13 protein-coding genes are annotated in these 12012 nt (G+C 68.2%); 7 read left to right on the forward strand and 6 right to left on the reverse strand.

Annotated features, from left to right (window positions below; translation table 11 throughout):
• The first annotated feature begins 6 nt into the window (after positions 1-6).
• Positions 7-1191: a response regulator gene (locus tag ACXI0U_RS00260; protein ID WP_021219726.1), complete on the forward strand. Its 1185-nt coding sequence runs from the start codon at positions 7-9 to the stop codon at positions 1189-1191.
• Positions 1192-1194: 3 nt separating this feature from the next.
• On the opposite strand, the gene ACXI0U_RS00265 is transcribed toward ACXI0U_RS00260, so the two are convergent.
• Complete coding sequence (locus ACXI0U_RS00265; RefSeq protein WP_021219727.1) at positions 1195-1476, reverse strand: DUF2218 domain-containing protein; 282 nt, start codon at positions 1474-1476, stop codon at positions 1195-1197.
• Between the two features lie 65 nt (positions 1477-1541).
• A complete protein-coding gene (locus ACXI0U_RS00270; protein WP_184492028.1) occupies positions 1542-2183 on the reverse strand; it encodes an NAD(P)-dependent oxidoreductase in 642 nt (213 codons plus the stop codon).
• Positions 2184-2292: 109 nt separating this feature from the next.
• On the opposite strand from ACXI0U_RS00270, the gene ACXI0U_RS00275 reads away from it, so the two are divergent.
• The 4 genes from ACXI0U_RS00275 to ACXI0U_RS00290 all read left to right on the forward strand — a co-directional run bounded on the left by ACXI0U_RS00275 (position 2293) and on the right by ACXI0U_RS00290 (position 5798).
• Positions 2293-3186, forward strand: a complete 894-nt coding sequence (locus ACXI0U_RS00275; protein WP_271659109.1) for a LysR family transcriptional regulator — start codon at positions 2293-2295, stop codon at positions 3184-3186.
• Between the two features lie 72 nt (positions 3187-3258).
• Complete coding sequence (locus tag ACXI0U_RS00280) at positions 3259-4152, forward strand: PA4780 family RIO1-like protein kinase (protein WP_479549567.1); 894 nt, start codon at positions 3259-3261, stop codon at positions 4150-4152.
• Positions 4153-4241: 89 nt separating this feature from the next.
• The gene (gene bfr, locus ACXI0U_RS00285; protein ID WP_021219731.1) at positions 4242-4706 is read left to right on the forward strand and encodes a bacterioferritin; all 465 of its coding nucleotides are present in this window, start codon (positions 4242-4244) and stop codon (positions 4704-4706) included.
• Between the two features lie 189 nt (positions 4707-4895).
• Positions 4896-5798 (forward strand): EamA family transporter, encoded by a 903-nt coding sequence (locus ACXI0U_RS00290; protein ID WP_021219732.1) that lies wholly within the window; start codon positions 4896-4898, stop codon positions 5796-5798.
• On the opposite strand, the gene cueR is transcribed toward ACXI0U_RS00290, so the two are convergent.
• The 3 genes from cueR to ACXI0U_RS00305 form a co-directional block, all read right to left on the reverse strand.
• Positions 5764-6165 carry a Cu(I)-responsive transcriptional regulator gene (gene cueR / locus ACXI0U_RS00295; protein WP_021219733.1) on the reverse strand — a complete coding sequence of 134 codons (402 nt, stop codon included), beginning with the start codon at positions 6163-6165 and terminating at the stop codon, positions 5764-5766. The two genes, ACXI0U_RS00290 and cueR, sit on opposite strands and share 35 nt — an antisense overlap.
• Before the next feature lie 88 nt (positions 6166-6253).
• Entirely contained in the window at positions 6254-8656 is a 2403-nt protein-coding gene (locus ACXI0U_RS00300; RefSeq protein WP_479549568.1) for a heavy metal translocating P-type ATPase, read from the reverse strand.
• Between the two features lie 692 nt (positions 8657-9348).
• Positions 9349-9720, reverse strand: a complete 372-nt coding sequence (locus ACXI0U_RS00305; RefSeq protein ID WP_479549569.1) for a hypothetical protein — start codon at positions 9718-9720, stop codon at positions 9349-9351.
• A 113-nt stretch (positions 9721-9833) separates the two neighbouring features.
• On the opposite strand from ACXI0U_RS00305, the gene ACXI0U_RS00310 reads away from it, so the two are divergent.
• The gene (locus ACXI0U_RS00310; RefSeq protein WP_043244619.1) at positions 9834-10031 is read left to right on the forward strand and encodes a heavy-metal-associated domain-containing protein; all 198 of its coding nucleotides are present in this window, start codon (positions 9834-9836) and stop codon (positions 10029-10031) included.
• Positions 10032-10038: 7 nt separating this feature from the next.
• On the opposite strand, the gene ACXI0U_RS00315 is transcribed toward ACXI0U_RS00310, so the two are convergent.
• Positions 10039-10668: a TetR family transcriptional regulator gene (locus ACXI0U_RS00315; protein ID WP_021217166.1), complete on the reverse strand. Its 630-nt coding sequence runs from the start codon at positions 10666-10668 to the stop codon at positions 10039-10041.
• Between the two features lie 157 nt (positions 10669-10825).
• On the opposite strand from ACXI0U_RS00315, the gene ACXI0U_RS00320 reads away from it, so the two are divergent.
• The gene (locus ACXI0U_RS00320) at positions 10826-12004 is read left to right on the forward strand and encodes an efflux RND transporter periplasmic adaptor subunit (protein WP_081711563.1); all 1179 of its coding nucleotides are present in this window, start codon (positions 10826-10828) and stop codon (positions 12002-12004) included.
• Positions 12005-12012 lie beyond the last annotated feature (8 nt).

A 12012-nucleotide genomic window follows, 5' to 3' on the forward strand; every position in this document is an offset into this window, starting at 1 on the left:
CGGCAGATGGTCGGCATGCTGGACAGATCGGAGCGCGAGGTGATCCTGGTGGTGGACGACACCCCGGACAACCTCGAGCTGATGAGCGAGCTGCTGATGGACCGCTACCGGGTCAAGGTGGCCGGCAGCGGTGCCAAGGCATTGAAGATCGCCGCCGGGCACATGCGCCCGGACCTGATCCTGCTCGATGTGATGATGCCGGAGATGGACGGCTACGAAGTCTGCGCGCGGCTCAAGGCCGATGCCGTCACCCGCGATATCCCGGTGATCTTCCTCACCGCCCGCAGCGAAATGGCCGACGAGCAGAAGGGCTTCGACCTGGGCGCGGTGGATTACATCACCAAGCCCATCAGCCCGCCCATCGTCCTGGCGCGGGTGCAGGCGCAACTGCAGCTCAAGGCCACGGCCGACTTCCTGCGCGACAAGAGCGAGTACCTGGAGCTGGAGGTGCGCCGCCGCACCCGCGAGATCCAGCACCTGCACGACGCCACCATCGAAGCCCTGGCGGGCCTCGCCGACATGCGCGACAACCCCGACGGCAACCACCTGGTGCGCATCGAGCTGTACATGCGCCTGCTGGGCACGGCCCTGGCGCGGCAGCAGCCGGGCATGGCCGAGGAACTCACCGAGGAACGCATCAACCTGATGGCGAAGTCGGCCTTGCTGCACGACATCGGCAAGGTGGCGCTGCCCGATCGCGTGCTGCTCAACCCCGGGCAGCTGGAAGGCGACGACCTGCGCCTGATGCAGAGCCACACCCGCCTTGGCCGCGAAGCCCTGGAGCGCGCCGAAGCGCGGCTGGGTGGCAGCGAGCAGAGCTTTCTCGGCTACGCCAAGGAAATCCAGTACGGGCACCATGAGCGCTGGGACGGCTCGGGTTATCCACAGGGTCTGCGCGGTGACCAGATACCCCTCGCGGCGCGCCTGATGGCGGTGGTGGACCACTACGACGGGCTCACCAGCTACCACCCCTATCGCAGCAGCCTGAGCGGCGACGCGGCGGTGATGCGCATCAGCGCCGGCAGCGGCAGCGAGTTCGACCCGCTGGTGGTGATGGCCTTCCTCGAAGTGGCCGACGGCTTCGCCCTCATCGCCCAGCGCCACGCCGATAGCCGCGCCGCCATCGACGGCGAACTGCAGCGCCTGGAAGACTCCATCGCCGAGAGCATCGAGCTGACGTTGCCGGAGTGAGTCTCAGCGCCAATCGAGCTGCAGCGCCTCCTGCCAGGCGAAGCGTTCGAAGTGGCTGGCGATCACGTCCTTCATCTTTTCCAGGTTCGCCGTGTCGGCGGCTTCGACCTTGAGGGTCAGGCCGCCGGCTTCGGCGTGCAGCAGGCCGATGCCGAAGTCGAACTCGATGCGCCCCTGGTGCTCGTCGAAGCTGACCGGGATGCGGTGGGCGAAGTGCTTGCACAGGCGGCTGATGTAGCGCGCCGGGGTGTCGGTGACGACGTGCGCGGAGGCGGTGAGGCTCATGGGCTGCTCCTTGTGGATAAGGGGGTGCGGTGGGCCGCCCGAAGCGGGCCCACCCTGCGCCGGAATCAGTAGCCGACGGTGAAGCGCTGGCGGATGTGCTGCGGGTTTTCCAGCTCGTCGACGATGGCCACGGCCAGGTCGGCCACCGAGACGCTGGCCGGGTGGTCGCCGTCCATCAGCAGTTCGTTGCCGCCGATACGGAAGCGGCCGGTGCGCTCACCGGGCTGCAGCAGCGCGGGCGGCGAGATGAAGCTCCAGTCCAGGGCGGTTTCGGCCTGGATCAGGTTCAGCGCCTGGCGCGCGCCTTCGGCGCCTTCCTTGTACTCGGCGGGGAAGTGCGGGGTGTCGATCAGCTGCACGCCGGGTGCGACGTAGAGGCTGCCGGCACCGCCGACCACCAGCAGGCGGCGGACGCCGGACTGATTGGTGGCGGCGAAGATCGAGCGGGTGCCGGCGATGAACTGCTCGCGGATGTCCTCGCGGCCCCAGCCGGGGTTGAAGGCGTGGACGACGGCGTCATGCCCGGCCAGTTGCGACGCGGTGGCGGCGGCATCGTGGATGTCGGCCTGCAGCGCCTTCAGGTGTTCGTGGGCGGCGAGTTTTTCCGGGTGGCGCACCAGGGCGGTGACCTGGTGGCCGCGTTGCAGGGCTTCGGCGAGTACGGCGGAACCGACGAAACCGCTGGCACCGATAAGGGCGATCTTCATGCTGTTCTCCTGGAACTGGGTGAGTGATTCGAGGTGCTGCATCATCGCTGCTGGATAATCGACGGAAAAAGTGGCAGAAAGCGCTTTCACAATTAAGCGGTGCTTACGAATGGAGCAGCTCAAGCGCATGGCGGTGTTCGCCACGGTGGTGGAGAAAGGCTCGATGGTGGCGGCCGGGGAAGCCCTGGGCATGAGCGCCTCGGCGGTCAGCCAGCAGATCCGCAAGCTGGAGGAGTCGACCCGGGTCAGCCTGCTCCACCGCACCACCCGCAAGCTCACCCTGACCGAGGCCGGCAGCCTGTTCTACCGCAGCTGTGCGCAGGTGCTGGAGCTGGCGCAACAGGCCGAGCAGCGCCTGGCCGAGCTGCGCGATGCGCCGGTGGGGGAGTTGCGCATCGCCGCCCCGGTGGGCTTCTCCGGGCGCTTCATGACTGACGCCCTGGCACCGTTGCTGGAGGCGCACCCCGGGCTGAGCCTGCGGCTGTTCTTCCATGACGAGCAGATCGACCTGGTGGAGCAGCGCATCGACATGGCGGTGCGTGTCGGCAAGCTGGAGGACTCCAGCCTGGTGGCGCGGCATATCGGTGATTGGCCGATGCTGCTCTGCTGCGCGCCGGCCTACCTGGCCCGCCACCCCGGCGTCACCCGCCCCGAGCAACTGCTGGCGCTGGATTGGGTGAGCCTGGGCAGTGACCGCCAGCAGGGCCCGGTGACCCTGCACGGGCCGGGCGGTGAGGTGCAGCGCCTGCGCATCGAGAGCCGGGTGGTGTGCAACAACATCCTCTCCACCCGCAGCTTCACCCTGGCCGGGTTCGGCCTGTCGCTGCAGCCGGAGCCGGAAGTGCGCGACGAACTGACCAGCGGTCGCCTGCTGCGGGTGCTGCCGGATTGGCGCACCGACCCCGTCGGCATCTACATCGTCACCCCGCGCCGCGATGCCCAGCCGGCCAAGGTGCGCTATGCCATGGATGCGCTGCGCCACAGTCTGCAGCGCGGCGGATAGTCGCGGGGGCGCGCATGCCGTATAAAGTCGGACGATGTCCGCCCGTAAACAGAGGATTGGCTACAAAGCAGCATGAAGACTCCAAAACGCATTGAACCTTTGGTGGAAGACGGCCTGGTCGACGAAGTGGTCAGGCCCCTGATGAGTGGTAAGGAAGCGTCGGTCTACGTTGTGCGTTGTGGCAGCGAGTTGCGTTGCGCGAAGGTCTACAAGGAGGCCAACAAGCGCGGTTTCCGCCAGGCCGCCGAGTACCAGGAAGGGCGCAAGGTGCGTAACAGCCGCGACGCCCGGGCCATGGCCAAGGGCTCCAAGTACGGGCGCAAGGAACAGGAAGAGAACTGGCAGAACGCCGAAGTCGCGGCGCTGTTCCGCCTGGCCGCCGCCGGCGTGCGCGTGCCCAAGCCCTATGACTTCCTCGATGGCGTGCTGTTGATGGAGCTGGTCACCGATGGCTACGGCGATGCCGCGCCGCGCCTCAATGACGTCGACCTGACGCCCGAGGACGCCCGCGAATTCCACGGCTTCATGATCGGCGAGATCGTCAAGATGCTCTGCGCCGGCCTGGTCCACGGCGACCTGTCCGAGTTCAACGTCCTGCTCGACCCCTACGGCCCGGTGATCATCGACCTGCCGCAGGCGGTGGATGCCGCCGGCAACAACCACGCGTTCCGCATGCTGGAGCGTGATGTCGGCAACATGGCCGCGTATTTCGGGCAGTTCGCCCCGGAATTACTCTACACGCGCTACGCCAAGGAAATGTGGGCGCTCTACGAGGACGGCAAGCTGACCCCGGAAACACCGCTCACCGGCCAGTTCGACGAGCCGGAGGACGACGCCGATGTCGACTCGGTGATGCGCGAGATCAAGGCCGCCCTGGCCGAGGAAGCGCGGCGCCAGGCGTTGCTCAACGAGGACGAGGACAAGGCCCGCGACGAGCCGCCGCCCCCGCCCTGGATGCAGAATTGAGGCTGCGGCATCGGCTCGCTTGACCGGGGCCGATCCGCGCAGGACCATTACGCGCTCGAATCACCGCGTTTGCAGGGGAGAACACACGAATGCAAGGGCAAGCCGAAGTAGTCGAATACCTCAAGGACCTGCTGCGGGGCGAGCTGGCCGCTCGCGACCAGTACTTCCTGCACTCGCGCATGTACGCCGACTGGGGCTTCACCAAGCTCTTCGACCGGATCAACCACGAGATGGAGGAGGAGACCGAGCACGCCGATGCCCTGCTCAAGCGCATCCTCTTCCTCGAAAGCACCCCGGACATGTCGCCCAAGCCGATCCACCCGGGCGCCACGGTGCCGGAGATGCTGCGCGCCGACCTCCAGCTCGAGTACGACGTGCGCGCCGCCCTGAGCAAGGGGATCACCCTGTGCGAGAAGCACAAGGACTACATCAGCCGCGACATCCTCGCCCTGCAGCTGCAGGACACCGAGGAAGACCACGCCTACTGGCTGGAACAGCAGTTGGGCCTGATCGACCGCGTGGGCCTGCAGAACTACCTGCAATCCCAGGGCTGATCGCGCCCGCACCGGTTCCCGGAAAGCCCCCGGCGGGGCGTCTACCCAGGTAGATGCGCCGCCGGGGGCTTTTTCATGGGCGCTCGAGCCGCGCCGGCGCTCCTGTATCCCGCCATTAGCGGGCATCTGTATCCATACAAGCGGCCGATGACCTGCTAGCGTGGCCAGCCCGCTATACGAGTGCCCGCCATGCCCTTGCCGCACATCCTTCTCGCCCTGTTGGTGACCCTGGTCTGGGGCGTCAACTTCGTGATCATCAAGCTCGGCCTGGCTGAATTCCCGCCACTCCTATTCTGCGCCCTGCGTTTCGCCCTGGCGGCCACGCCGCTGCTGTTCCTGCGCGGGCCGATGCCGGCACCGCTGTGGCGCATCGTGCAGATCGGCCTGCTGCTGGGGGTGTTCAAGTTCGGCGTGCTGTTCATCGGCATGAAGATCGGCATGCCCGCGGGGCTCACCTCCCTGGTGCTGCAGAGCCAGGTGTTCTTCACCATCCTCATCGCCGCCCTGTTGCTGGGCGAGCGGCCCAGCCGGCGCGGGGTGCTGGGCCTGGCGCTGGCGGCGTCCGGCCTGGTGCTGATCGGCCTGGAGCGGCCCATGGGCGACAGCCTGCTGGCGTTCGCGCTGGTGCTGGTGGCGGCCCTGGCCTGGGCCTTCGCCAATATCGCCACCAAGCGTGCGGGCGCCACCGACATGCTGCGGCTGATCTGCTGGGTGAGCCTGGTGCCGCCGCTGCCGTTGCTGGCGCTGTCCTGGGTGTTCGAGGGGCCGCAGGCGATGGCCGCAGCCTTCGAACACGCCACCCTGGTGGGCTACGGCTCGCTGCTGTTCGTGGCCTTCGGCGCTACCACCCTGGGCTTCGCCATCTGGAGCTTCCTGCTCAGCCGCCACCCGGCCAGCCTGGTCACTCCCTTCGCCCTGGCGGTGCCCATCTCCGGGCTGCTGTCCGGTTGGCTGCTGCTGGACGAGGCGCTGAGCCCGGCGGGCTGGCTGGCCTGCGTCATCGTCTTCGTCGGCCTGGCGATCACCGTGCTGCCCAAGGGGCTGCTGGGCCGCCTGGTCAGTGGCAGCAGCCGCCCGACTCCAGGTCCTTGAGGATCGGGCAGTCGGGACGGTGATCGCCCTGGCAGTGATCCACCAGTTCCTGCAGGGTGTCGCGCAGCCCCGCCAGCTCGGCGATCTTGCGGTTCAGTTCTTCGATGTGGTCGCGGGCCAGTGCCTTGACGTCGGCGCTGGCGCGGCCACGGTCCTGCCATAGCTGCAGCAGCTTGCCGACCTCCTCCAGGGAGAAGCCCAGGTCCCGCGAGCGGCGGATGAAGGCCAGGCTGTGCAGGTCCTGCTGGCTGTACTGGCGGTAGCCGCTGTCGCTGCGCCCGGCCTCGGGCAGCAGGCCGATGGATTCGTAGTAGCGGATCATCTTCGCGGTGAGCCCGCTTTTCTTCGCGGCCTGGCCGATGTTCATGCATCTGTCCTCTCGGGTTGAGGTGTCCGGGCGCCCCGTGGGGGCGCTTGGCGAATGAATCCGCCCCTGCCAGAACAACGTCCTGGCGTCAGTCTTCCTTGGGTTCGTCCCCGGCCGGCTTCCAGGTCTTCAGCAGCAGGGCGTTGCTCACCACGCTGACGCTGGAGAGTGCCATCGCGGCGCCGGCGACCACCGGGTTGAGCATGCCGGCGGCGGCGAGGGGGATGCCCACCAGGTTGTAGATGAAGGCCCAGAACAGGTTCTGGCGGATCTTGCCATAGGTGCGTCGGGCGATCTCCAGGGCGGCGGGCACCAGGCGCGGGTCGCCGCGCATCAGGGTGATGCCGGCGGCGTGCATGGCCACGTCCGTGCCACCGCCCATGGCGATGCCGACGTCCGCCGCCGCGAGGGCCGGGGCGTCGTTGATGCCGTCGCCGACCATCGCCACCACTGCGCCACCGGCCTTGAGCCGTGCCACTTCGGCGGCCTTGTCTGCCGGCAGCACCTCGGCGTGCACGTCGTCGATGCCCAATGCCTCGGCCACCACCCGGGCGCTGCCACGGTTGTCGCCGGTGATCAGGTGGCTGGCCACGTGGCGCTCGCGCAGGGCCTGCACGGCCTCACGGGCGCCGTCCTTGAGGCTGTCGCCGAAGGCGAAGAGGCCGATCACCCGCGCCTGGGGCTGCAGCTCCAGCAGCCAGGACAGGGTGCGGCCCTGGGCCTCCCAGGCCTCGGCGGAGGCCAGCAGGGCACCGCCGTCGAGCGTGCTTTCGTCCAGCAGGCGACGGTTGCCCAGGGCCAGCAGGCGCCCGTCCACCACACCCTGAATACCGCGCCCGGTGAGGGATTGGCTGTCCGCGACCTGGGGCACCGTCAGGGCACGCTCGCTGCAGGCGTCGAGTACGGCCTTGGCCAGCGGGTGCTCGCTGCCGCGCTGCAGGGCGCCGGCCAGCGCCAGCAGGCTGGCTTCGTCGCCATCGGCAGCGCTCAGGTTGGTGATGCGCGGGGTGCCGGAGGTGAGGGTGCCGGTCTTGTCGAAGGCCACGGCCGTCACCGCGTGGGCGACCTCCAGGGCCTCGGCGTCCTTGATCAGGATGCCGTGGCGGGCGGCGACGCCGGTGCCGGCCATGATCGCCGTCGGCGTGGCCAGGCCGAGGGCGCAGGGGCAGGCGATCACCAGCACGGCGACGGCGTTGATCAGCGCGGTTTCCAGGGGCGCGCCGGCCAGCAGCCAGCCGCCGAGGGTGGCCAGGGCGATCAGCAGCACCGCCGGGACGAACACCTGGCTGACCCGGTCCACCAGTTTCTGGATCGGCGCCTTGGCCGCCTGGGCGTCCTCCACCAGGCGGATGATGCGTGCCAGCACGGTCTCGCCGCCGATGGCGCTGGTGCGCACCCGCAGGCGGCCTTCGCCGTTGATGGCGCCCCCGGTGACGCTATCGCCGGGGCGCTTGGGCACTGGCAGGCTTTCACCGCTGATCAGGGCTTCGTCGGCGTGGCTCTGGCCTTCCAGCACCTCGCCGTCCACCGGGAAGCGCTCGCCGGGCTTCACCAGCACCTCGTCGCCCAGGCGCAGTTCGGCGATGGCCACTTCTTCCTCACGGCCGTCGTGCAGGCGGATGGCCCGTTCCGGGCGCAGCGCTTCGAGGGCGCGGATGGCGGCGCTGGTCTGGCGCTTGGCGCGGCTTTCCAGGTACTTGCCCAGCAGCACCAGGGCGATGACCACCGCCGAGGCTTCGAAGTACAGGTGCGGCGTGTGGCCGGGGTGGGCGGTGGCCCACTGGTAGAGGCTCAGGCCGTAGCCGGCGCTGGTGCCGATGGCCACCAGCAGGTCCATGTTGCCGGCGCCGGCGCGCACGGCCTTCCAGGCGGCGCGGTAGAAGCGCGCACCGAGGATGAACTGCACCGGGGTGGCCAGGGCGAACTGCGCCCAGGCCGGCAGCATCCAGTGCAGGCCGAAGGGTTCCAGCAGCATCGGCAGCACCAGGGGTAGCGCCAGGGCCAGGGCGATGCACAGCGACCAGCGCTCGCGACGCAGGCGGCTGGCGGTGTCGTCGCTGGGCGGTGTCGCGGCATCCAGGGCGCGGGCGTGGTAGCCGGCCCGCTCCACGGCCTGCAGCAGCGTGCTGCGCTCCACTTCGCCGAGCAACAGCAGGTGGGCGCGCTCGGTGGCCAGGTTCACCGTGACCTCGCCCACCCCCGGCACCTTGGCCAGGGCGCGTTCCACACGGCCCACGCAGCTGGCGCAGGTCATGCCGTCGATGGCCAGTTCCAGGCGCTGGCCGGGCACCGCGTAGCCGGCACCTTCCACCGCCGCGCGCAGGGCCGGCAGGCTGTCACCCGGTGCTTCTATGCGGGCGCGCTCGGTGGCCAGGTTGACGCTGGCGGCCTTCACCCCCGGCACCTTGGCCAGGGCACGCTCCACGCGCCCGGCGCAGCTGGCGCAGGTCATCCCGGCAATCGGCAGGTCGAACGAAACGGATGGATTCATGGGCAATTCCTCCTGGGTTGCCCATAGGATCGACCTTGACACGAGGGCAAGGTCAAGCGGCGAGTTGTCGCAGCGCTCCCTCTGTAGGTGCGAATTCATTGGCTCTGTCTGCGTTAAGTGTTGCTAGAAGATTTGGACCCAGCTGATTGCCGAGTTTTGTTGGTGCTTCTGGTTTCGCCCACCCGGGCGAGTCCCTTTCAACAATCGCCTTAAAAGGAACCAAAAAGGCTTGCCCCATCATCCGGCCCCGGCTTCGCCGTGGTTCCCTCACTCCATCGTTGCTCTGGGGGCCGGCGCGATGGGCCATCCATGGCCTGGCGCGCCTCTCGCGGCATCCATGCCGCTCGTCCCCCGGCGCAACGACTGCGTTCGGCCTCCTGGAGGGGCGTTGGCGGCTGCCCCACCTTTCTTCGTCCAGCGCATCGCCATGTGGTGCGCACGGGCTTTCGTAGGATGGTGTAGAGCGAAGCGAAACCCATGCGGTGGAGGTGGTACGAACTCTTGGGCGCCCGGAAATGGCCGTGCTTGAGCGCTTGCTTTAAAACCACAACAGCTAACGCAGACAGAGCCAATTCATTCGCCCGGCGATCTCCCCATGAGCACAGGCTTTTTGGTGGAAGCGGATTCACCCGCAATGGCCCGGCACCGCCGCATCGGGTAGCCCGGGCTTCAGCCCGGGACCGGGGCCTGGTTCAGGGATTGGACAGCGCCGGCGTCAGGTACAGGCCGGAGGTGTTCATCGCCAGGCGGTATCTGCGCACCTCGCCGGCCTCCAGGCTGATGGACTGCTGGCGCTGCTGCTCGATGCCGGGCTTGCAGCGGCCGGGGCCGAGCAGGCCGAGGCGGATGGAAACCGGGCCCGGTTGCAGGTTGACGGCAATGCTCTCGCCCTGCACCAGGCGTGCGGCGAGCTGGTCCTGCAGGTACAGGCCAACGTCGCAGCTGGTGGGCAGCTCGACCCGTTCGCGGGTGACGATCAGCACGCTGTAGTCGATGGGGGATTGCGCGCTGGCGGGGCCGGCGAGGGTGAGCAGGGCGAGCAGGCAGAAACGGCTGGGGGACATGGCGGCGACTCCGGAACGGCATGGCTTGAGTGTAGGGGATCGCGGCGCGCTTGACCTTGCCACCGTGGCAAGCCCGAGACTGATTCCAGACCCATCAACTCAGGAGTTGAACCATGCAGATTCTCAAGGTAAGCGGCATGTCCTGCGGCCACTGCGTCCGCGCCATCACCCAGTCACTGCAGGCCCGCGACCCGGCGGCGGAGGTCCAGGTGGACCTGGGGGCCGGCGAGGTGCGGGTGGCCAGCCGGCTGTCCCTGGACGAGGTCCTGGCGGCGATCCGCGAGGAGGGCTACCAGGCCGCCGCGGCCTGACCCGTCCTCAGGCGCCCTGGTCCCAGTCGCGGAACATGCCGCGGAACAGGGTGCCGACCAGGATGCCGGCCTCGCGCTGTGGATCGAACAGCTCGGGGTCGCGCGTCCAGTCGGTGAACAGCCCGATCACCTGCGCGTGCAACGCGCGCGAGGCCAGGCGTGGGGTGAGGCCGTCCATCAGCCGCTCGACGCAGCCGGGGCGGGCGAAGAGCTCCTCGCACAGGTCGATGAACTGATTGACGAAGGCGTTGTGGCGATCCTCCGCCTCGCGCAGTTCCTCGGTGAATTCGCAGCGGTGCAGGAGGATGTTGAAGATGCGATGGCGCTGCTCGTCCAGGGCCAGGCTGGTGATGGCCTCCACGCACAACTCCAGCAGCGACTGCAGCAGGTCGCGGCCTTCGGCGCCGTGCAGGCGCTGGGCCATCTGCTCCGGGGGCAGGCGCACCTGGTTGAGCATCTCGTGGAACAGGTGGGCCTTGTTCTGGAAGTGCCAGTAAACGGCGCCACGGGTGACGCCCGCCGCCCGGGCGATCTGCTCGAGGGACGTGTGGGCGACACCGTTCTCGAGGAAGAGCACCTCGGCGGCAGCCAGGATATCGCTGCGGGTTTTCTCCGCTTCTTCTTTGGTTCTGCGCATAGCAGTTGGACGAATACTGTCTAGGCTTCTGTTCGGGGGCCAGAGTTTACCGATTTTGCAGTCGGATACTGCTTTTACAAGCGTGAACGTATGTATCCAGCCTTGACCTGTTTCCTGTTTTTGCCAATCGGGCGCTGTCATGGAATGGAGACGCACTATGCCGCTTTCACCCTCTTTCACCCTTTCGCTGCGCGTCTTCGCTATCGGCCTGATGTCCTTGGGCACGGTCGCCGAAGCGGCGGATGCCCCGGCCAAGGCGGCGCCACCGCCACCCGAGGTGCTGGTTGAAACGGTGAAGACCGCGCCCCTGCCGATGACCCTGGAATACGCCGGGCGCACCGCCGGCTACCGCGAGGTGGAAGTGCGCGCCCAGGTCAGCGGCATCCTCCAGGAGCGCACCTATCAGGAGGGCAGCAAGGTGCAGCGCGGCCAGGTGCTGTTCCGCATCGACCCGCGCACCTACCAGGCCGCCCTCGGCAGCGCCAAGGGCGCCCTGGCCCAGGAGCAGGCGCGCTACCGCCAGACCGAGCGCGACCTCAAGCGCATCCGCGAACTGCAGAAGAAGGGCTTCGCCAGCGAGAGCGAGCTGGACAATGCCGTCTCCAACTACGAACAGAGCAAGGCCAACGTGCAGGCCGCCGAAGCCAACGTGCAGGCCAAGCAGATCGACCTCGACTACACCACGGTGAAGGCGCCCATCACCGGCATGACCAGCAAGGAGACCCGCTCCGAGGGCAGCCTGGTGGTGGCCGGTGATCCCAATTCCAGCCTGCTCACCCAGCTCACCCAGCTCGACCCTATCTACGTCAACTTCGGCTACCCGGACACCGAAGCCGAGCGCATCCGCGAGGACGTGCAGACGGGCAAGCTGACCCTGCCCGAGGGCGGCAAGATGGCCGCCGTGCTCAAGTTCGGCGATGGCTCCACCTACCCGCTGGAAGGCCGCGTCGACTTCACCGACAGCTTCGTCAACACCGGCACCGGCACCGTCAGTGCCCGCGCCGTGGTGCCCAACCCCGAGCAGAAGCTGCTGCCCGGGCAGTTCGTGCGGGTGCTGGTCAAGGGGCTGAGCCGGCCCAAGGCGATCACCGTGCCCGAGCGCGCCCTGGCCCAGGGGCCGCGCGGCACCTTCGTCTACGTGGTGGACAAGGACGGCGTGGCGCGCATGCGCGAGGTCAAGACCGGCGACACCTCCGAGGGGCGCTGGGTCATCGAGTCCGGCATCGCCGAAGGCGACCGGGTGATAGTCGAGGGCCTGCCCAAGGTCAGGCCCGATTCGCCGGTCAAGGCCGTCGAAGCGAAGGACAAGCCCGCCGACCAGCCGCAACAATCCTGAGGAGCGTC

Source organism: Pseudomonas sp. C9D1 (genome assembly GCF_056491235.1).

What these genes read in the sequence shown, in the direction of transcription:
- ACXI0U_RS00300 (WP_479549568.1), bottom strand. Translation starts at nt 8,656, where the DNA reads ATGAATCCATCCGTTTCGTTCGACCTGCCGATTGCCGGGATGACCTGC.
- ACXI0U_RS00320 (WP_081711563.1), top strand. Translation starts at nt 10,826, where the DNA reads ATGCCGCTTTCACCCTCTTTCACCCTTTCGCTGCGCGTCTTCGCTATC.
- ACXI0U_RS00275 (WP_271659109.1), top strand. Translation starts at nt 2,293, where the DNA reads ATGGAGCAGCTCAAGCGCATGGCGGTGTTCGCCACGGTGGTGGAGAAA.
- cueR (WP_021219733.1), bottom strand. Translation starts at nt 6,165, where the DNA reads ATGAACATCGGCCAGGCCGCGAAGAAAAGCGGGCTCACCGCGAAGATG.
- ACXI0U_RS00260 (WP_021219726.1), top strand. Translation starts at nt 7, where the DNA reads ATGGTCGGCATGCTGGACAGATCGGAGCGCGAGGTGATCCTGGTGGTG.
- bfr (WP_021219731.1), top strand. Translation starts at nt 4,242, where the DNA reads ATGCAAGGGCAAGCCGAAGTAGTCGAATACCTCAAGGACCTGCTGCGG.
- ACXI0U_RS00290 (WP_021219732.1), top strand. Translation starts at nt 4,896, where the DNA reads ATGCCCTTGCCGCACATCCTTCTCGCCCTGTTGGTGACCCTGGTCTGG.
- ACXI0U_RS00310 (WP_043244619.1), top strand. Translation starts at nt 9,834, where the DNA reads ATGCAGATTCTCAAGGTAAGCGGCATGTCCTGCGGCCACTGCGTCCGC.
- ACXI0U_RS00315 (WP_021217166.1), bottom strand. Translation starts at nt 10,668, where the DNA reads ATGCGCAGAACCAAAGAAGAAGCGGAGAAAACCCGCAGCGATATCCTG.
- ACXI0U_RS00280 (WP_479549567.1), top strand. Translation starts at nt 3,259, where the DNA reads ATGAAGACTCCAAAACGCATTGAACCTTTGGTGGAAGACGGCCTGGTC.
- ACXI0U_RS00305 (WP_479549569.1), bottom strand. Translation starts at nt 9,720, where the DNA reads ATGTCCCCCAGCCGTTTCTGCCTGCTCGCCCTGCTCACCCTCGCCGGC.
- ACXI0U_RS00270 (WP_184492028.1), bottom strand. Translation starts at nt 2,183, where the DNA reads ATGAAGATCGCCCTTATCGGTGCCAGCGGTTTCGTCGGTTCCGCCGTA.
- ACXI0U_RS00265 (WP_021219727.1), bottom strand. Translation starts at nt 1,476, where the DNA reads ATGAGCCTCACCGCCTCCGCGCACGTCGTCACCGACACCCCGGCGCGC.